Source organism: Staphylococcus sp. GDY8P45P, from assembly GCF_017892745.1.
In the GTDB taxonomy this organism is placed as follows: Bacteria; Bacillota; Bacilli; order Staphylococcales; family Staphylococcaceae; genus Staphylococcus; species Staphylococcus cohnii.
The window spans coordinates 84382-104852 of record NZ_JAESLS010000009.1 but is presented as its reverse complement, the minus strand read 5'-3'; the positions used below and the strand labels follow the sequence as shown (position 1 = coordinate 104852).

Sequence of the window (20471 nt, the reverse complement as noted above, 5' to 3'; positions counted from 1 at the left end):
TGCTATGATTTGTTATTTTCTCTAAGTAGTTTCATTATCGCTTTACCCACACCGCTTTGTTCATTAGAATCTGTTTCATATTTTGCGATTGCTTTAACTTCTGGTGCCGCATTTTCCATAGCGACTGAATAGCCAACGCGTTCCAACATTGAAACATCATTCATATTATCACCGATTGCCATAACATTTTTCATATCAATATTTAGACGCTCTGCAATCGTGTTTAAAGCAATACCTTTTTGTGCATCTGAATGCGTAATTTCTATATTTCCGCGTGATGAAGAAGAAACTGCCAAACTTTCTGATTTTGCTAATGTTTCACTAACTCGATCAATTTTTTCTAAATCACTATCAAAAGCTAATATTTTCATTACAATTTCACCAGGTGTATCTTGAATTTTGTCATAATTATCAACTACTTTTAACGTACCGTTATCAATACGTTTTTGAATACCACTTTTTATTTTTTCCACATCTGCTTCTTGTCCAGCACGTTGCGCAATATCAATATAAATCTCTAAGTCCCGTAATGGATTTTCAGTATAGATGCCTAAGTTCGTATACACTTGATAGAAAATATTTTCTTTATTTAGTTCTTCTGTAATTCGATTTATGAGTTCTCTATTTAAATTTGAAGTGCTCATAATATTAAATGATTCATCTCTTACTTCTGCACCGTTCAAACAAATATATGGCACTTTTAAATCTGTTTGGTTGATTGGTGCATTCGCCTCATAAAATGCACGTCCTGTAGCAATTACTACTGTGATGCCTTGTGATTGTGCATATTTGATAGCTTGGATATTGTCTTCTGATATTTCATGTGCAGCGTTCAATAACGTACCATCCATATCTGTTGCAATTAAATTTATCATTGGCTTACCTCGTTTCTACTTTATCTCAATAACACCTATTTAATGACACATTTATCATTCGCCATAATTTTGTAACACATTCATATTTTACCAAAAGTTTCACAATTTGTATTATCCTCTGTTCGTATGATTTTCTTCTTTTGTCTAATGTCTTTAAAAAATGTCTTCAATAAATGGCTACATTCCTCTGCTAATACGCCTGTAGTAACTTTTGCGCGATGGTTAAATCTCGATTCTTGCAAGAGATTCATCAAGCTACCTGCACAACCACCTTTTAAGTCTTGCGCCCCATAAATCACTTCGGGAATACGACTCATGACGATTGCGCCGGAACACATCACACAAGGCTCTAAAGTAACATAAAGTTTGCAGGATGCTAACCTCCAACTATTAAGCTGTTTGGCAGCCTTTTGAATCGCAATATGTTCAGCGTGTGCAGTAGGATCTTGGGTGGATTCTCGTAAATTGTGCGCCCGTGAAATGACTTCATTATCTTTCACGACAATGGCGCCTATTGGTACTTCTCCAATAGCACCAGCTTTTCGTGCTTCTTCTAGCGCAATTTCCATATAAAATTGGTCAGTATACATGTGTCTATCACCTCACATATGGTACAATATTTATTGTCTATTTTAACATTGGAGCGGTAAAAATATGAAAAAACAATTTATTGCTGTTGAGGGACCGATTGGTGTCGGTAAATCTTCACTAGCACATAAGCTTAGTCAAACTTTTAATTATTATGAAGAAAAAGAAATTGTAAATGAAAATCCTTTTTTATCCGATTTTTATGAAGACATTTCCAAATGGAGTTTCCAAACAGAAATGTTCTTTTTATGTAATCGTTACAAACAATTTCAAGATCTTGAAGCAATTCATACGGGCATCGTAAGTGATTACCATATTTATAAAAATAAAATATTTGCAAATAATACTTTAACACCTTCTGAATTCGATAAATTTTCTAGAATTTACGATATTTTAACTGAAGATTTGGAAATGCCAAATGTGATTATCTTTCTAGATGCAGATTTAGAAATATTGAAAAAGCGCATCGCATTACGCAATCGTAGCTTCGAACATCAGATAGAAGACGACTACTTACTTAATTTAAAACGTGATTATAATGCATATTATCGTTCATTAAAAGCAGATGGTGAAAGTGTGATTCGAATAGATACGACTGATTTAGATTTCATGAAGCAAGAAAATGATTATAATTATATTTTAAATTTAGTGCAACCATTGATTGGAGGAAAAGATGATGAATAAATACGGTATCCCTCAAGATGCTGTGATAACAATCGCTGGTACAGTCGGCGTTGGAAAATCAACATTAACGAAAGCTTTAGCACAAAGATTAAATTTCAAAACGTCTTTTGAAAATGTAGATCACAATCCTTATTTGGATAAGTTTTATAATGATTTTGAACGATGGAGCTTTCATTTGCAAATATATTTTTTAGCTGAGCGTTTCAAAGAACAAAAGCGTATGTTTGAATACGGTGGTGGTTTTATCCAAGACCGCTCAATATACGAAGATGTTGATATTTTTGCTAAGATGCATGAAGAACAAGGCACAATGAGTCCAGAAGACTTCAACACATATTCTGAACTATTTAATGCTATGGTCATGACACCTTACTTCCCAAAACCAGATGTACTTATTTATTTAGAATGTGATTATGATGAAGTGATTGATCGTATCAAACAACGTGGTCGCCAAATGGAAATTGAAACAGATCCAGAATATTGGCAAAAATTATTCAAACGTTATGAAGACTGGATTAGTGAATTCAATGCGTGTCCAGTTGTAAGGGTGAACATTAATGAATATGATTTACATGCAGATCCAGAATCCTTAAACCCTGTCATTGATAAAATCCGTCACATCATTGAAACTTATCGCAATGTAGATCAACGATAATATTTTCACTGTTTGAAAGTATTTAAAAACAACAATACGTACGCTATAAAACAGATTTTGTAGCGCACAATAAAGGGTCGGACAACGAAGTCATTTTAAATAAATTCATTCTGTCCCACTTCAACAAGATAACTCATTCACCTGAGTTAAAAGCCCATGCATAAGCCCCACTAACCCAACAAGTTGGGAAGTGGGACTTTATTCAATATGTTTACGATATATAATCTTTTCTATCTCATCTTCATCAACATATTTACTATAATAATATTCATCTGTTTGGTCGAGATCAAATGTACTTGCTTTATCTTCATCTTCAGTTCCAATATACAATTGACCCTCTACGTCTTGATATAAATCAAAAATAGCACCACTATATCTCGCTTCTTGATATAATTCATAAAGTTCATCAACATCGTCTCTGGCTACATTTTTATAATATAATGTATGCGCAGCGTGACGATATGTTTGTGCTTCAAAACCATGTTCTGTAGCTCGTTCATCTTCAGTAACTAACAATACCTCATTACTTACAATTTCTACCACTTTATATGTTTCCCCACGATAAGTTGCATATCTTCCATCAATCATTCAATCACCCCATATACGTTTTATACAAAAAGAGGCTGAGACATAATGGATTCGTACCAACCTCATTTCATATTGTCAGTAGATGACTGAACTGAAAATGCGCTTTAAATCAAGTTTTTTCAATTCTAGTCATCCTTGCTAGGGTTGGACGACAAAATCTATTTAATATAATTAGATTTCTGTCCCACTCCCATATTTTGTGCATCATTTCTATTATTATAATATATCGACGACACTATTTGCAGTTTCAAAAATATAATCCGCTTGAGCAAAAGATTCTCTTAAGCCAACACCAGTTAAAACTGCAACTTTCAACCCTAATTTAGCATTGATGCCAGTTTGGATATCATTCGCAGTATCACCTATAATTGCTACATTTTCAGGTTCTACATTATATCTATAAAAAAGCGGATTCAACACTTCAGGATTTGGTTTTTCAACGGCATCCGCTTCAGTAGAAATTACAATATCGAAGTAATGGTCGAATTGTGTGTATTCCAAAAATTGCTCTACCCCTTTTTTAGAATCACTTGTCACAATACCTAATTTGTAACCTCTTTGTTTCAGCGTATCTAGTGTTTCGCTGATGCCTTCAACTAAAACATTTTCTGGCACCCTATTATCAACAAGTGTTTGACTTCTTTGTTGAGCCCAATTTGTTACATCTTGATTTGCAATTTTACAAAATGCCTCAATCATTTCATCTAATGCTCCTGACGCCATGATCGTACCTGGTTGAATTTCGCCATCTATGATACCTAAATACGCGTAACTTCCATCTATATCAGCAATCGAATCCTTATATGTTTCCATAAAGTCATCAACGAGTTGCAACCCTATTTTCATCCAACTGCGATCAAAATATATGATTGTGCCGTCTTTATCAAATAATATCCATTCCATGTTTTCAACAGCTCCTATGTTAAACAATATGTATCACTCAATTTACTACTTAATTTTAATATAAAAATCGTTCTTAAAACAAATAACTCAACTAACACACTGACTATGCACACCGTTTAAAAAACTAAAATTTAGGTTATGACGTATAGTAATACCACAAAAGAGGTGAATACATTGACGCCTAATCCTAATATTCAAATAGAAACCATTTCTTGCGACAGCGATGATTCGATTCCCAATAACTCCAGATATGCATTACTGCTATATAAAAATGTAATCAAGCCAAAAGAGAGCCCTCTAGATATTTTATCTAAGAACAATTGGTCAAATGCTTGGCGTGGTGGCATATTTCCAACACATCATTATCACAGCAATACACATGAAGTACTTATTGTTGTTTCAGGAAAGGCCACCGTACAACTAGGCGGTGAACTTGGCCCTCATGTAGATATACAACAGGGTGATGTCATTATCATACCAGCTGGTTTTGGCCATAAACTTGTTCATAGTCATCATGATTTTGCAGTAATTGGTGCTTACCCAAATGGTAATGATTATGATTTTTGTTCAGGGAAACCTGATGAATGGCCACAAAATTTAGAGAACATCAAAAACATAAGTTTACCTGACACAGATCCAATATATGGCAAGGATGGCCCACTATATAAATATTGGCAATAAGTTGAAACATCGCTGTCTTAATGCTGATGGTTTTCAAACAAAAAAGAAGGAGCAAGACGCTGAAATCTTTGTTAAATTAGATTTCTGACTTGCTCCTTTTATTGTAATAACTATTGTTATCGATTTTTGAAAAAACTTAATATCTTGGTACAACTACTCTCCAGCCGTTCGGATCGTCAAGTTTACCACTTTGAATACCAACATAATTATCATATAAATTTTGAGTTACTTCTCCTGTTTCATTATTATTGATAACTATTTCAGTATCGCCGTATTTCAATTGACCAACTGGTGAAATAACCGCTGCTGTTCCAGTACCGAATACTTCAGTTAATGCACCATTATGGTGTGCTTCAATTAGCTCATCGATAGATACGCGACGTTCTTCTACCTCATAGCCTAGATTTTGCGCTAATTCAATGACTGTTTTTCGTGTAATACCTGGTAAAATACTACCATTTAATTCTGGTGTAACCACTTTGCCATTTTCTACAAAGAAGATATTCATACTGCCGACTTCTTCAACATATTTCTGCTCTACACCATCTAACCATAATACTTGATCATAGCCTTGTGCTGATGCATTTGTTTGTGCTAAAAGGCTAGCTGCATAGTTACCAGCAACTTTTGCATGACCAACACCGCCACGGACAGCACGCACATATTCATCTTCCACATAAATTTTTGTAGGATTTAAAGAGTCCCCACCGTAATATGAACCTGAAGGTGATAGAATGATTAATAATTTATATGAATATGAAGGTCGTACGCCTAAAATGCCTTCAGTAGCAAATACATAGGGTCTTATGTATAATGATTGACCTTCCCCCTCTGGCACCCAATCACGTTCGATATCTACTAATTGTTTTAAACCTTCTAACAAGGTATCTTCATCAACTTTAGGCATATCCAGACGTGCCAAAGAATTGTTAATACGTTTAAAATTTTCAGATGGTCGGAATAAATCTACCTCACCATCATGTTTGTAGGCTTTCAATCCTTCAAATACTGCTTGTCCATAATGTAATGCTTGGGCTGCTGGAGAAAGTTCAATTGGTCCATAAGGCACAATTTTCAAATCATGCCAACCTTGATCAATATCATAATCGAAACTGAGCATATAATCTGTGAAATATTCTCCAAATCCTAAATTACTTGGATCCGGTTTTTCTTTAAGGCTTTCACGCTGTATCAATTTAATTTTTTCTGACATGACTGTTTCCTCCAATGTTCTATTAATAGGTAATACATTAAATTATACCAATCAGAATAGTTTCGTTCAATAATTTTCAAAAAATTTAAAAAATAACAATATCTTTATGTTAGACTAATTAAATTTATTAAATCAAGCTTATCATTATATAAAAAAATAGTACATAAGTGGCTCTGATTAAAGTATAAACGTTCATATTTACTGATATACTTTAGAAATTCACATTTATATACCGCAATTTATTATTAGAAATTAAGCTTAAAGTTTTCATTGATCAAATGTATTGAACAATGCAAAAAAGGCATATTTTTAGGGTTAAAACTTATCAATTGCATTAAATTGCCACAGTGCTACCGTTGACGAAAATAAGAGGAGTGACAGGCTTACGGGTTTGAAATATGTAACTCACATCCTAGACAAACATGTCCAATCAAAATCGTAAAAATTTAAATACAAAAGAACGCTAACCCATAATGGATTAGCGATTTTATTTTGAAAAAGATTATTATGTGTTAGTCACTGCTTCATCAATCATTGCAAAAATAATTATCTGACTTTATCTTTTCTTGAGATTTCTTTAAGCATCACTTCTGTCATTTTAGCCAAATCATATTTAGGGTTAAAGTCCCACTCTGCTCTAGCACAACTAGTGTCGATACTATTCGGCCAACTATCCGCAATTCCTTGTCTGTCTGGGTCAACTTCATAATTTAATTTAAAATCTGGGTAATGTTCTTGAATTGCCGCTTTGACCATTTCTGGTTCAATACTCATTGCACTCAAATTATACGCATTACGATTAATTAATTTCACACCGTCTGCTTCCATTAGCTTGATAATTGCATCAACCGCATCTTCCATATACATCATATCCATAAATGTATCTTTGGCAATATAGCTTGTATACTGTCCTTCACGAACTGCTTTAAAATAGATATCTACTGCATAATCTGTTGTACCGCCACCAGGCTCTTTAATATGTGATATTAATCCAGGGAATCTAACACTTCTTGTATCTACACCAAATTTATCAAAGTAATATTGACATAATAACTCACCAGCAACCTTATTAACACCATACATAGAAGTTGGTCGTTGAATCGTAACTTGTGGTGTGTTTACTTTCGGTGTTGAAGGTCCAAATGCACCAATTGAACTTGGTGTAAAGAACTGTAAATCATATTCTCGAGCTACTTCTAAAGCATTTAAAAGACCACCCATATTTAAATCCCATGCAAATTGTGGATTTTTCTCAGCCGTTGCAGATAATAGTGCAGCCATATGCATTAAAGTATCTGGTTTAAAAGACTCAACGATTTCTGTCATTCTGTTTTTATCTGTAACATCTAAAATTTCAAATGGGCCATCAGCAATCGCTGAACCTGCTTCTGGCTCTCTAATATCTGTAGCAAGTACATTATCGTTTCCATATAACCCTCTACATTTTACTACGAGCTCCGTACCAATTTGACCTAAAGCACCTGTAATCATTATTTTTTTCATAATCAAAAACTCCCTTGTTTATTACAGAAAATGTAATGTATTTTTGTAATGGACAAACATCTAGTATTTATAAATATTATACTATAAAAGCGCTTTTTTGTATACCACGAGTGTACATAAATCGATTTGTTATATTTTAATGATATTGTAGGCAAAAACTGAATATTGTTAAGTTTTTTATCTCAATTCACGAGAAAACTTTATCATATATTGCTTTTGACATTTCTTTATGAATTTGATATAAAACAAACAAATACATTACGTGGAGATGATGATATGTTGCATAACAATGCTTCATTATTAATACAAAGCAATTACTGTCTATAGTTTGATGCTTTGTTTAAAATTTCTTTTCACAAAGCATCTTTTGCTTTTAAGAATTATAATGTGAAAGGAATTTAAAAAATTGGAAAAACAACTTTATCCATATCAATTTAACTATATCAAAGAACGCATCGCACATTTACTTAATGCTTATAAATCTGTAAATGACTTAAATACAATTACTTCTATAAAAGAAACAACCAAAGAAGACATTTATCAACAGTTTCATCAAACAGACGATACGCTGATTGAAGCTATTGAAAAATTAATGAATATACGCATTTCTAAAGCTCAAGTAGATAAGATTTTAGCAACTTTACAAACATATGTCATACCATTTGAACACCCTTCAAAGAAGCAAGTTGAAAAAACTTTTCGTAAAATTAAAAAGCTTAAATCGCCACTTATTAGTGATGAAATTCTTTTGGAAAGTACTTATATTGGATGGAACGATATCGCTTCAAACAGAAAATTCATCATCTATTATGACGAACAAGGATTACTAACTGGGTTTTATGGTGACATTGCTAACCAAACCGTTAAGGGTTATTGCGCAATTTGTAATAAGGAATCTAATGTCGCTCTATTTATGCGTAAAACTCGTACTTCTAGTGATGGACAATATACCAAAAAAGGTGACTATATTTGTTTTGACAGTATCAAATGTAACCAACAATTGTCAGACATTACACAATTTTATCAATTCGTCGATAAAATACAGTCATAAAATTTATATCTAAACTAACATGTTAACCGTCTAGGATATCAAGCACAAAATAAGGGGTAATGAGACAGAAATTTAATTTTAATAATAAGATTTCGTCCTCCCACCCCTGTAGCGATGACTAAAATTGAAAAACGTAGCGCTCAAGCTCATGCATATGTCCCACTTCTCAATTTATTGAGTTAGTGGGACTTTATTTTTTTAAATACTCAATAAAAGTACGAATTGTTTGTTCATTAACATGATTAACATTTGTTAAAGCTGTAAAATAAATATAATAATCAAACGGTGAGCCAATGGGTAACATCTCAATTAAACCATTTAATATAAATGGATCATCTTCTAGCATCAAACTCGATACGATACTTACACCCAATCCTTCAGAAACTGTTTTAATCAATACACTTGGGTTATTCGTTCTAAACACAATTTTTAACGGCCCATTCTCATCTTCAAATGCTTTAAAATTATTATGATAAAAATTGCGATCATACAAGACAAAAGGAAACTGTTTAATCGATTCCATTTCAACCATGCTTTTTAAAGACAGTTTAGATTTTTTAGGTACAATTAGTTTAAAATCAGTAGATAAATTTAATGAATGTGGGACAATACGATGACTAAAAGTTTCATTTTCAGTTTTTCCTATAAGCCCGATGTCTATCTCATTATTTTCAATCATTTTTATAATCTCTTGTCTATCACTTTCAAACACTTCTACGTCAATATGCGCATAGTCCTTTTTAAAGTTTGATAAAGCTTTAGGTACAATTTTATTAAATAAAGTTGGTATGGTAGCTATTTTCAATGAACCTTTGATATTACTATGCAATGCTTCTACTTCAGATAATAAACCCGTCTGAGCTTCTAAAATATCTATAATCAAAGGTATAAGTCGTTTTCCAACTTCCGTCGGCAATGTCCCTTTGCGTGAACGATTAAAAATTTTATATCCTAACTCTGACTCTAAATTAGCAATGGACTGACTCATTGCTGATTGGCTAATATGCATAGCTTCTGAAGCATGAACAATAGATTCTAACTCATAAATCTTTTTTACGTACGATAATTGTTCAAAATTCATTATATCCCCCTTACATTAGTAAAGCTTATGTAAACTTAAAAAATTCTAATTATACATTAGTATATATTATCTATTATAATAAATCATGGTTAAAAATTTATATTAAAGGACGGTATTAAATATGTACGATAAACTCTGGTCAAAAGATTTTATCTTCATTACAATGACAAACTTTTTAATGTATTTAATACATTATACATTAATCGTCACTGTCACTATATTTACGATTGATAAATACCACGCCTCGGAAAGCATGGGTGGTTTAGCAGCTGGTATATTCATCATCGGTATGTTATTTGGACGTTTAGTATCGGGAAGAATTATCGATAATCTGCAACCTAAAAAAGTGTTAATATACGGTATTATTTTCTCAATCATCACTGTTGCTTTATACTTTGCAATCAACAGTCTTCTTATATTAATGATAGTAAGATTATTACATGGCATTGCTTTTGGTCTATCTTCAACTGCAACTGGTACAATTTCATCTAGAATTATTCCAGATAAACGTAAGGGTGAAGGTATTGGTTATTATGCATTAAGTGTAACGACCGCTTCAGCAATCGGACCATTCACTGGTATCATATTAAATCAAAGATTTGGTTTCGAATCTATTTTTATCGTTAGCTTGGCAGTCATTATTTTCGCTTTTGTTATCTCATTATTCATCAAAGGGTTACCAAAACCAGAACCGTCAACAACGGACAATGAATCTAAGCAAAAAGGGCTTAGTGCTTATATCCAAAAAGAAGCATTACCAATATCCTTTGTTATCATATTCGTTGGTATCGCATATTCTAGTGTACTATCGTTTTTAACTGTTTATACAGAACAAATCAACCTTGCTACGGCATCTAGTTTCTTCTTTATTGTATATGCAGTAAGTACCTTTGTTACACGTCCGTTTACTGGAAAAATTTATGATCATTTCGGTGAAAATAAGGTAATGTATCCAGTATTAATTAGCTTCATGGTTGGACTCATACTTTTAAGTGCAACACATACAAGTTTATTATTACTTATTTCAGCAATTTTTATTGGTATCGGTTACGGTACAATCATTCCAAGTGCGCAAGCGATTGCTATACAACAGTCTCCAGTAGAAAAAATTGGACTCGCAACTTCTACTTTCTATATGTTTGCAGATTTTGGTGCTGGTATAGGGCCATTTATTTTAGGTGTGCTTATCCCAATTATGGGTTATCGTAATTTATATATCACTATGGCTGCACTCGTTATTTTATCTATAGTACTTTATTTCATTCTACATGGAAAAAAAGTAGCTAAAAATACCAGTTATTAACGTTAAGCTTATGTAACCTAAACAAACCATTGATATACAAACGATTTCTTTAAATACAAAAGATCAGTTACAATATATTTTGTCGCACTAATAAGGCAAGCAAACGAAATTTGTTTCCGTTTGCTTGCCTTATTTTTTGATAAATTTTTAATGCATTTCACTTTAAATCACCGCTAAACTGGCTTCAATTTCAGTTTTCTTCGCTTCAAAATCACAATCCTGTTGCTCTAACGGCTTACCTGTTTCGGCAATATTTTTGATACTTTCTATTTGAAATTGCCATCCAGCAAAATCTAGTGTAATATGTGGAAATTCAAAAGGTAAATACTCATAAAAAATGAGTTCTACATAGGATTGATGTTCATATAATTCAAATTTCACTTTCCCAATATCCCATGTAAAACCAATCCTTTTATTTGCTTCAAAATGTGTAATACGCATTTCTAAATCTTCACTATCATCTAAGTGAAACAACATTTTTCCACCTTCTACGCGTTCTTGAAATGACAATTGAGGAAACCATTGTTGTATCCCTTCCGTGGTACTTAAATAATCAAAAATACTATGTGCATCACTCTTGATTTTCAAATTTATTGTTTGATAAACACCTGATTGATCTTTAGCATACTGTATCGCCATTTTTATCCTCCTAAAAAAATAGGAATATAACCTATAAGTAATCATTACTTTGGTTATATTCCCTAAAATTTTTTTTATTATACTTTTTCTTTAGATTGTGATTGAAGCGCTTTTTCTTTTTTCGTGTAATTAAAATAGATGAGTCCCAATAATATAAACCATATTGGCGACAACACAACACCCATTCTTGTGTCAGGTACAATAAATAATATCAACAACACAAAGACAAAGAATAATTGTACAAACCTTGCAGTGTGAATACCACCTGGTAACTTGAACTGACTTTCTTTGTGGTGGTTAGGATTTGATTTCGCATATTTTGCATAAGCATGCATGATGAACATCCATACAACAACTAACAAAATAGTTGAAATTGCAGTTACGTAGAAAAATACTTGTGTCGCATTTGGAATAAAATAATTTAAAAGTACAGTTATAGATAACAACGCACAAGTGACAAGTATTGCGACAAAAGGTACACCTCTATGATTCGTTTTCATTAGCAAGTGGTGTGTTTGACCTTTTTCCGACAGTCCAAAAAGTATTCTACTATTTGCAAAAATACCACTATTACAAGCCGATGATGCTGCTGTAAGTACTACAAAATTGATTAAACCAGCTGCAAACGGTACACCAATTAATGCAAATAAGCTGACAAATGGACTGTTGTTCGGATCTATATCCTGCCAAGGAATAATTGACATCATAACGGCTAAAGCACCCACATAAAATAGTAAAATACGAATAGGTACACTATTGATCGCTTTAGGTATCGTTTTATGTGGATTTCTCGTTTCACCTGCTGTAATACCTAGAATTTCTATACCTGTAAATGAGAAAACAACCATTTGAAATGACATAAAGAATCCAGAAGCACCATGTGTAAATAATCCACCATTACTATAAATATTAGATATACTCGTTTTTCCAAATGGCGTTTGAATCGCAAATATAATCATCACTACACCCACAACTATGAGTGCCAATATCGTTACAACTTTAATAATGGCAAACCAAAATTCTAACTCACCAAACATTTTAGTACTCGTTAAGTTAAAAGTCATGAGTATCAAGATACAAGCTAATGATGTAATCCAATTTGGTAAATCTGGAACCCAATATTCTACATATTTCGCAACAGCTGTAATTTCTGCCATACCTGAAGTTATCCATGTTAACCAATACGTCCATCCTGTTACAAAACCAGCAAAAGGCCCAATTTGATCATGAGCAATATCTGCAAATGTTTTGTATTTCGTATTAGCAAGCAACATTTCCCCCATCGCGCGCATAAATAAAAATAAAACAAAACCTACAATAATGTAAGTGAGTAATATCGATGGTCCAGTCAAACTGATAGACTGACCTGCCCCTAAAAATAGGCCAGTACCAATAGCACCACCAATAGCAATAAGTTGAATGTGTCTATTGCTTAACTCTCTGTTTAATTTATTTGTCATAAATTTGCTCCAATTCCTTTGTTTTAAAACATAACCAACATATAGAACTTAAAATCATACCCCTTAACTTCAAGTTGCAAAATACTATAAATCAAAAATGTTTGATTGTATAATATTATTTATTTCTGAAAATTACAACTATTCCTCAAAATTATTTTAAATAAAATTGTGTTATTACACTATTATTTTATTTATACTATAAAGTTTATGAGTCATTTACTATATGATTTATTTCTATTTTCATTGTGCATTATGTTGATTTCATTCTATATCACTATTGCGAGGTAAAATCTATGTAAAATATAAATATTTAAGACGTATGTTTCTTCATTGTTCATAGCTATAGTAGAGAAGTCTAGTTATGACATAGTCCCAATATAGATGAGCAATACACAATGTAACGTGTCATAAAAAAATATAACTATTATAATAAATATATGGTCTTTAATCATGGCTAGCCATTTTCGTACACCATTAAAAATCACTTTTAACTATCCCATGAGCACTTATATTTTAGTAACATTAAATATAACTATCTACAACATCATTCTCCTTTCAATATCTATTAAGATTTAAGTATAATTAACCAATTTTGTAATGTTGATTTTCACCACTGTAATGTGTTTTCTTGGCGTCCTCTGCAATATTTAATCACTATTTAAGCTTAAAATGAAATATTTGTTCACAAAAAAATTATACACCTTTATATTAATTGAATTTTCTAACTTTTATAAAAATTCAGTTATTATGTATTGATTTTATATCTTATTATCGATAACATTTATATATAAGTAACTTATATATTGAAGTAATGATAGAGGAGATAAACATGACAGAAAATAATAACTTAGTAACTTCGACTCAAGAAATTATGAAGGAAGCCCTACATAAATTAGGTTTTGACGATGGTATGTATGAACTTGTCAAAGAACCTTTAAGGTTTTTAGAAATTCGAATTCCTGTACGCATGGATGATGGCACTGTCAAAACGTTTAAAGGATATCGTGCGCAACACAATCAAGCTGTTGGCCCAACAAAAGGTGGCATCCGTTTCCACCCTGACGTGAATGTAGAAGAAGTCAAAGCATTATCGATGTGGATGACAATGAAATGCGGTATCACAAACTTACCTTTCGGTGGTGGTAAAGGTGGCGTTATATGTGATCCAAGAGAAATGAGTAATTTAGAACTAGAACGTTTATCACGTGGTTATGTCAAAGCTATCTCGCAATTTGTAGGACCTGCCAGTGATATTCCAGCACCAGATGTATATACAAACCCCCAAATTATGTCCTGGATGATGGATGAATATAGTAAAATCAACCGTTCAAATGCATTTGCGTTTATTACAGGTAAACCACTTTCTTTAGGTGGTTCGCAAGGCCGTAATCGTGCTACAGCGCTAGGTGCTGTAATCACAATTGAAGAAGCTGCAAAACGTCGAAATATTAATATTGCAGGTTCTCGTGTAGTGATTCAAGGTTTTGGTAATGCCGGAAGTTTCATTGCTAAAATTTTACATGATAAAGGTGCTAAAATTGTCGCAATATCGGAAAGTCGAGGCGCTTTATATGATCCTGAAGGTCTAGATATTGAACACCTTCTAGCATTGAAGGAACAACATGGTCGTGTAACACCATTGTTTGAAGAAGTCCTTCCTAATGAAAAATTATTTGAACTCGACTGTGATATTTTAATTCCTGCAGCATTATCTAATCAAATTACAGAAACAAACGCACATTTAATTAAAGCTAAAATTGTGGCAGAGGCAGCCAATGGCCCTACGACACAAGAAGCAACTAAAATATTAACGCACCGTGACGTTTTAATCATACCAGATGTACTTGCTAGTGCAGGTGGCGTAACGGTATCTTATTTCGAATGGGTTCAAAATAATCAAGGCTATTATTGGTCTGAAGAAGAAATTATCACGAAACTTGAAGAAAAGATGGTTGAAGCATTTAATAAAATTTATGATTTGGCAGAAAATAGAAAAATGGATATGCGCTTAGCAGCTTATGTTGTAGGTCTAAAACGTACAGCTGAAGCAACACGTTTCCGTGGCTGGGCATAATACTTACTTTCTATTTTATGGCGCAAAAAGCTGATTCGAATTTGAATCAGCTTATTTTTTTACCTTAGTATTCATGATTTAATCAAATTTCAAAACTAAAATACTTTCCTATTGATATATTTACATTTTTAAAAGGTTTAAAAATAGAATTTTCTGAATTTGTTTGAAATTAAAAATTATCCAATATATACTTATTTACAACAAAGGGGAGGTTATACATTATGAAAAACAATATTTATGGTAATGTACCATGTTTTTTAAATGGTAAAAATCTTACATCCACAGATAATTTAGATACAGATGTTATTGTTTATGGTGCACCTTTTGAAGGTGAAAGTACCTGGGGTGACTATACTGGTGTTGAATTAGGTCCAAAACAAATTAGAGTTTGCTCAGCACGTTATAGTCAATATTTACCAGAGTTGAACCATATTGATATTAGCGAACATTTAACAATGGGCGATGTCGGTGATGTACCATTTGTTGCGCACAATAATCAACAAAGCTATGAAAACATTGAAAAATTCACTAAAAGGCTATGGGAAAGCGAGAAATTTTTAGTTGGTTTTGGTGGTGAACATGGTGTCACTTACCCTATTCTTAAGTCACTGACAGAAACGGGTAAAAAAGTGGGCATTATACATTTGGATGCGCATTATGACAACATGCCTGATTATGAAGGAGAAATTTACGCTCGTAATACCCCATTCATGAGATTATATGAAACAGATGGTATACGTAATGAAAGTATCATTCATACAGGTATTCATGGTCCTAGAAACAAACCAGAGACAGGCCGTTATGCTCAAGAAGCTGGTGCAGTAACACTTACGATTAATGATATTAGAGCAGCAAAAGATTTAAAACAATATGCTAGAGACATTTATGCTCAAGCGAGTAAAGATGTAGATGTCGTCTATTTAACAATTTGCAGTGATGTACTAGACTTTGCCTTTAATCCAGGCGGTCCTGTAGATGGCAATGGACTAAGTTCTTATGAACTATTAACAATGATATATGAGTTTGGTGCGTTAGGCTTATGCGGTATGGATTATGTAGAAGTTTATCCAATGCAAGACGCAAACCAGAACTCTGCACACTTCGTTTCAACAGCTGTATTATATGTACTTGCGGGTCATGTAAATTATTTAAATAAAACGAAATAATGAGGGGTGATGACATTGGTCAAAAATGTAAGGAAGATTATTAAATCTCTTGGTCCTGGTATGATTATCACCGCTTCATTTATTGGTCCTGGAACCGTAACAACAATGACACAAGGTGGCGCTGGTTTTGGTTATAGTCTATTATGGGCTGTTGTTTTCTCAATTGTTGCAACCATCGTACTCCAAGAAATGATTATTCGACTGTCACTCGTAACAAGAGAAGGTTTAGGGGAAGCAATACAAGAATTGTTTGCCCATAAAGTAGGTAAACTGATTATTGTATGGTTTACCTTAATAGCTGTAACCATTGGTTGTGCTGCTTATATTAGTGGCGATTTAATTGGAACTTCACTTGGTGCAGCATATCTATTAAATTTACCAGAAAATCTAGTAGCGCCTATCATCGGCTTTATTATTTTACTTATCGGGTTATTTGGTAATTATAAATTTTTGGAAAAAATAATGATTTTCCTTATGGTAATCATGGGCATCATCTTTATTACAACTATGGTTGTGATTAAGCCAGATATTTTTGGTATTTTAAAGGGTGTATTTGTACCTACGATTCCGAATGGCTCTATTATAACTGTCATAGCATTAATTGGAACAACAGTAGTCCCTTATAATTTCTTCATCCACTCTACAGCGGTACACGAACGTTTTAATGGTATAAAAGAACTCAAATTTGCGCGTTGGGATACTATTATTTCAATAACTGTTGGCGGTATTATTTCGGCAGCTATTCTTATTGCCGCTGCCACATTAATTCGAGGTGATGAAGTCAAAAGTATTATTCAACTTTCTGGACCACTTAAACCAGTTTTAGGCGATGCTGCACCCTTTGCAATTAGCATTGGTTTGTTTGCAGCTGGGCTTTCATCAGCGATTGCTTCCCCTACTGGTGCGGCAGCTACAATAAGTAGCTTATTAGGATGGAAAGGTGGCATGGAAAGTAAAAAATACAAGATTGTATTTACAGTCATTATCCTTATTGGTATTACAACATCCTCACTCGGATTTGAACCATTAGAAGTATTGTTAGTGGCACAAGCTTTAAATGGTATTATATTACCTATCGTTGCCATACTAATCTTTATTATCATCAACAAGAAAAATCTAATGGGCCGTTTCGTCAATAACATTTGGCTTAATATTATCGGTTTTATCGTTGTTTTAATCGTCACATTCTTAGGCCTTTATAGTCTAGTTGACGCAATTACAAGTTTCTTGTCTTAAATTAAAAAGACGTATAGTCCAATTGTCTACAAAATTGGTTACTATACGTCTTTTATTTACATTTTTAGCGATTACATTAAACGTTTTTCACTAAATTTATTATAAACCCATCTAATTAATAATGCAGCACTGATAAACAGACCAATATAGCCAAATGTTTTAAACACAAAGTTTACAAGATCTACAAAGCCAATAAAACTTAAGATAAAAGCTACAATTAAAGAAATTGCCAAAAGTGCAACGTAGCCTTTACTACTTGGTCGTGTAAATCTACTTAAAAATGGATACAACATACCAATACAGCTATTGAAAATAACACCAATCATTACTGCTGACATAAATACACCTATATAAGGATGTATATCATTGGCCAATAATAATGTAGGAATATCTACACTATTAGCATTTTGGATGTTAGCCATTAATCCACACGTCATAATTAATAACAATATACTAAATGACAGGCCACCGTAAAACGCTCCCCTACGCGCTGTTTTATGACTCATAGCATCACTGCCAACGATGGTTAGGAAACTAAAGCTATTTCCAATAATTAATCCTCCATAAACAATTGCATCCCACCACCATATGGAACTAGACGTTTTAGATGGTTTTGTATATTGTGCTACCTCTGAAAATGGAATTGTAGGATTGATAATGTTATAGCCCGCAATCACTAAAACGGCGATTACTAAAAACGGCGTAACTACGCTTAATATTGTCATGATCTTATTAAATTTAAGTTGCAGTACAATAAAAAGTAAAATTACAATCGCTAATGAACCTGTCCACATCGGAAGTCCAAACCCTTGATAAAGCGCAGAGCCTCCACCAGCAATCATGACCACAGTTAAACCAAATAAAAAGAAAATTGTTAAATAATCAATTACCTTACCGACATATTTTCCGAAAATATGTTTCAATGAAATTTCATATGTATTCGCGTCCAAACGATAACCAATTTTTGAAATTTGTCTAGTTGCAAACGTTACAATAATACCTGTAAGAATTACTGCAATATATGCATAATTTCCATGGTTAACAAAGAATTGTAATAGTTCTTGGCCCGTTGTAAATCCTGCGCCAACTATAAAACTAAGATAAGCGAGCGCAGTCTTAACTGCAGCCTTATTATCTTTACTCATTTATCATACATCCCCTTCAAAGTTAGTTACTATGTACTATTTATCAGGTTTTCAAAATAAATAATCGTTGTGCCAATAGATTAAAAACACAAAAATCGAAACAAACGGGAGCGAGACAAATATCATACTTTCATAGTAGATGCTTTTGTCTCGCCCCAGCAAAAGTAACTAGGGTTAATAAACAATTTATCTAGTCAACTTTTTCACTTCATTCAGCTCATAACAACCGTATTCAATTAAATCAAAGCCATTCATTTATACCTAGACTCAAAAAACTTTAAAATTTAACCTAAATAGCTCCTGCCTCTTCTAAATTTTTCCCTTTCGTTTCCGGTGCCATATAGATTGACAGTATAAAACCAATAAATAATAGGGTTGATGAAATATACATTGTTATACTCAACCCATAATTTTCTAAAATCATCGGAAAGAAAAATGTACTTAAAGCAGATGCTAATCGACTCACAGTAGTAGTAAATCCTCCACCTGTACCACGTACATAAGTTGGGAATAGTTCATATGGATAAATCCATTGGTGGCTTCCCATAGCTGTATTGAAAATACCGTAAATAATAAATAGTACAAGTATAATTAGAAATGGAGCGTTTCCTCCAGATACTATACCTAATGATAACAAAGCTAGTGCAGTAATCAAGAAGGGCCATATCAAAGTTGGTCTTCTTCCATACTTTTCAACTAAGTATAATGCTGGAAAAATACCTATTAAATAAAACATATTAATAACAGCAGATCCTAAATATTTTTGTGAGCCTTCATGGAATCCAAATTGTGAAAGAATCTCAGGGATATACGTTCCAATAGCAAATGTAGTCATCACTTGTAATGACCAAAATACAGAAACAAAAAATGTACGTCTGCCATAACCATTTTTAAAAATATCTGCCAAATTTGTTTTCTTATGCTCATGAATTGTATTTGAAACAACCACGTCGTCACCAAATATTTTTTTTACAATTTGTGCTGCTTCTACACTTTTCCCTTGTTTTGTTAACCAGTGTGGAGATTCTGGCATATTAAGTCGAGCTAATAATAAAAAGATAATTGGTAAAGCCCCGCTTAATAACATCCATCTCCAACTCTCTGTGCCTAATGGGAGCATAAAATAACCAACAAGATACGAAATAGCATAGCCAATAAACCAAAATGCATTAATGCCACCTAACAATGCTCCCCTATGCTTTCTGGGTGCAAATTCGCTCATAAGCGAACCAGCTATTGGATAATCTGTACCTAGTGCAATACCAATCAACAGTCTCAATACTACTAACTGCATTGGATCTGCAACAAAAAATTGTGCGGTGGTGAAAACACCTAATAACAACATATCAATAATAAACATTTTTTTCCGTCCTAATATGTCAGTAAAATAACCGCCAACTAACCCGCCAATGACCATACCTGCTAATGTCCCCATACCTAGTAAACCAATCATCGTCACAGACATTTCAAAATCATTTTGCATTACTGAAAGTGCGATGGCTATAATTCCTAAACTATAGCCATCAACAAAAGAACTGCCACTAGCATAAGAAAAAATTTTCATGTGAAACTTGCAAAAGGGCATATCCTCCATAGATTTATTTGTCATAAAATAGCCTCCACATC

General features: G+C 33.1%; 19 protein-coding genes. 8 read left to right on the top strand and 11 right to left on the bottom strand.

What is annotated here, in order from left to right:
* Positions 1-2 precede the first annotated feature (2 nt).
* Positions 3-875, bottom strand: a complete 873-nt coding sequence (locus KA873_RS10325) for a Cof-type HAD-IIB family hydrolase (RefSeq protein ID WP_107384015.1) — start codon at positions 873-875, stop codon at positions 3-5.
* A gap of 80 nt (positions 876-955) precedes the next feature.
* Positions 956-1465 carry a tRNA adenosine(34) deaminase TadA gene (gene tadA / locus KA873_RS10320; RefSeq protein ID WP_119536048.1) on the bottom strand — a complete coding sequence of 170 codons (510 nt, stop codon included), beginning with the start codon at positions 1463-1465 and terminating at the stop codon, positions 956-958.
* 64 nt (positions 1466-1529) lie between these two features.
* Here tadA and KA873_RS10315 point away from each other — a divergent pair, with 64 nt between their 5' ends.
* Together KA873_RS10315 and KA873_RS10310 are read left to right on the top strand one after the other, a co-directional pair.
* The gene (locus tag KA873_RS10315; RefSeq protein ID WP_107385814.1) at positions 1530-2147 is read left to right on the top strand and encodes a deoxynucleoside kinase; all 618 of its coding nucleotides are present in this window, start codon (positions 1530-1532) and stop codon (positions 2145-2147) included.
* Positions 2140-2802 carry a deoxynucleoside kinase gene (locus KA873_RS10310; RefSeq protein ID WP_107384018.1) on the top strand — a complete coding sequence of 221 codons (663 nt, stop codon included), beginning with the start codon at positions 2140-2142 and terminating at the stop codon, positions 2800-2802. The genes KA873_RS10315 and KA873_RS10310 overlap by 8 nt, the downstream gene beginning before the upstream one ends.
* A 198-nt stretch (positions 2803-3000) precedes the next feature.
* Here the strand turns inward: KA873_RS10310 and KA873_RS10305 are convergent, their stop codons facing one another.
* Positions 3001-3390: a hypothetical protein gene (locus KA873_RS10305; RefSeq protein WP_107385815.1), complete on the bottom strand. Its 390-nt coding sequence runs from the start codon at positions 3388-3390 to the stop codon at positions 3001-3003.
* Positions 3391-3606: 216 nt separating this feature from the next.
* Entirely contained in the window at positions 3607-4293 is a 687-nt protein-coding gene (locus KA873_RS10300) for an HAD family hydrolase (protein WP_107385816.1), read from the bottom strand.
* A gap of 165 nt (positions 4294-4458) precedes the next feature.
* On the opposite strand from KA873_RS10300, the gene KA873_RS10295 reads away from it, so the two are divergent.
* Positions 4459-4974 (top strand): cupin domain-containing protein, encoded by a 516-nt coding sequence (locus KA873_RS10295; RefSeq protein WP_348634398.1) that lies wholly within the window; start codon positions 4459-4461, stop codon positions 4972-4974.
* A 136-nt stretch (positions 4975-5110) separates the two neighbouring features.
* On the opposite strand, the gene KA873_RS10290 is transcribed toward KA873_RS10295, so the two are convergent.
* Positions 5111-6187, bottom strand: a complete 1077-nt coding sequence (locus KA873_RS10290) for a branched-chain amino acid aminotransferase (RefSeq protein WP_107384022.1) — start codon at positions 6185-6187, stop codon at positions 5111-5113.
* Between the two features lie 546 nt (positions 6188-6733).
* Positions 6734-7690, bottom strand: a complete 957-nt coding sequence (locus tag KA873_RS10285) for an NAD-dependent epimerase/dehydratase family protein (RefSeq protein WP_107385818.1) — start codon at positions 7688-7690, stop codon at positions 6734-6736.
* A gap of 406 nt (positions 7691-8096) precedes the next feature.
* On the opposite strand from KA873_RS10285, the gene fusF reads away from it, so the two are divergent.
* Positions 8097-8741 carry a fusidic acid resistance EF-G-binding protein FusF gene (fusF, locus tag KA873_RS10280; RefSeq protein WP_183077236.1) on the top strand — a complete coding sequence of 215 codons (645 nt, stop codon included), beginning with the start codon at positions 8097-8099 and terminating at the stop codon, positions 8739-8741.
* A 190-nt stretch (positions 8742-8931) separates the two neighbouring features.
* On the opposite strand, the gene KA873_RS10275 is transcribed toward fusF, so the two are convergent.
* Complete coding sequence (locus KA873_RS10275) at positions 8932-9822, bottom strand: LysR family transcriptional regulator (protein ID WP_210140312.1); 891 nt, start codon at positions 9820-9822, stop codon at positions 8932-8934.
* Positions 9823-9943: 121 nt separating this feature from the next.
* Between KA873_RS10275 and KA873_RS10270 the strand changes: the two genes are divergently transcribed.
* Entirely contained in the window at positions 9944-11125 is a 1182-nt protein-coding gene (locus tag KA873_RS10270) for an MFS transporter (RefSeq protein ID WP_107385821.1), read from the top strand.
* A 162-nt stretch (positions 11126-11287) separates the two neighbouring features.
* On the opposite strand, the gene KA873_RS10265 is transcribed toward KA873_RS10270, so the two are convergent.
* Complete coding sequence (locus KA873_RS10265; protein ID WP_210140310.1) at positions 11288-11764, bottom strand: SRPBCC domain-containing protein; 477 nt, start codon at positions 11762-11764, stop codon at positions 11288-11290.
* A gap of 77 nt (positions 11765-11841) precedes the next feature.
* A complete protein-coding gene (locus KA873_RS10260) occupies positions 11842-13224 on the bottom strand; it encodes an amino acid permease (protein WP_107521414.1) in 1383 nt (460 codons plus the stop codon).
* Between the two features lie 829 nt (positions 13225-14053).
* On the opposite strand from KA873_RS10260, the gene KA873_RS10255 reads away from it, so the two are divergent.
* The 3 genes from KA873_RS10255 (at position 14054) to KA873_RS10245 (ending at position 17700) form a co-directional block, all read left to right on the top strand.
* The gene (locus KA873_RS10255) at positions 14054-15298 is read left to right on the top strand and encodes a Glu/Leu/Phe/Val family dehydrogenase (protein WP_107384029.1); all 1245 of its coding nucleotides are present in this window, start codon (positions 14054-14056) and stop codon (positions 15296-15298) included.
* Between the two features lie 221 nt (positions 15299-15519).
* Positions 15520-16464: an agmatinase family protein gene (locus KA873_RS10250; protein WP_119535613.1), complete on the top strand. Its 945-nt coding sequence runs from the start codon at positions 15520-15522 to the stop codon at positions 16462-16464.
* Positions 16465-16524: 60 nt separating this feature from the next.
* The gene (locus KA873_RS10245; protein WP_394859105.1) at positions 16525-17700 is read left to right on the top strand and encodes an Nramp family divalent metal transporter; all 1176 of its coding nucleotides are present in this window, start codon (positions 16525-16527) and stop codon (positions 17698-17700) included.
* Positions 17701-17771: 71 nt separating this feature from the next.
* Here the strand turns inward: KA873_RS10245 and KA873_RS10240 are convergent, their stop codons facing one another.
* Positions 17772-18845 carry a YkvI family membrane protein gene (locus tag KA873_RS10240; protein ID WP_210140304.1) on the bottom strand — a complete coding sequence of 358 codons (1074 nt, stop codon included), beginning with the start codon at positions 18843-18845 and terminating at the stop codon, positions 17772-17774.
* Between the two features lie 289 nt (positions 18846-19134).
* Positions 19135-20454: an MFS transporter gene (locus KA873_RS10235; protein WP_107385827.1), complete on the bottom strand. Its 1320-nt coding sequence runs from the start codon at positions 20452-20454 to the stop codon at positions 19135-19137.
* Positions 20455-20471: the final 17 nt, after the last annotated feature.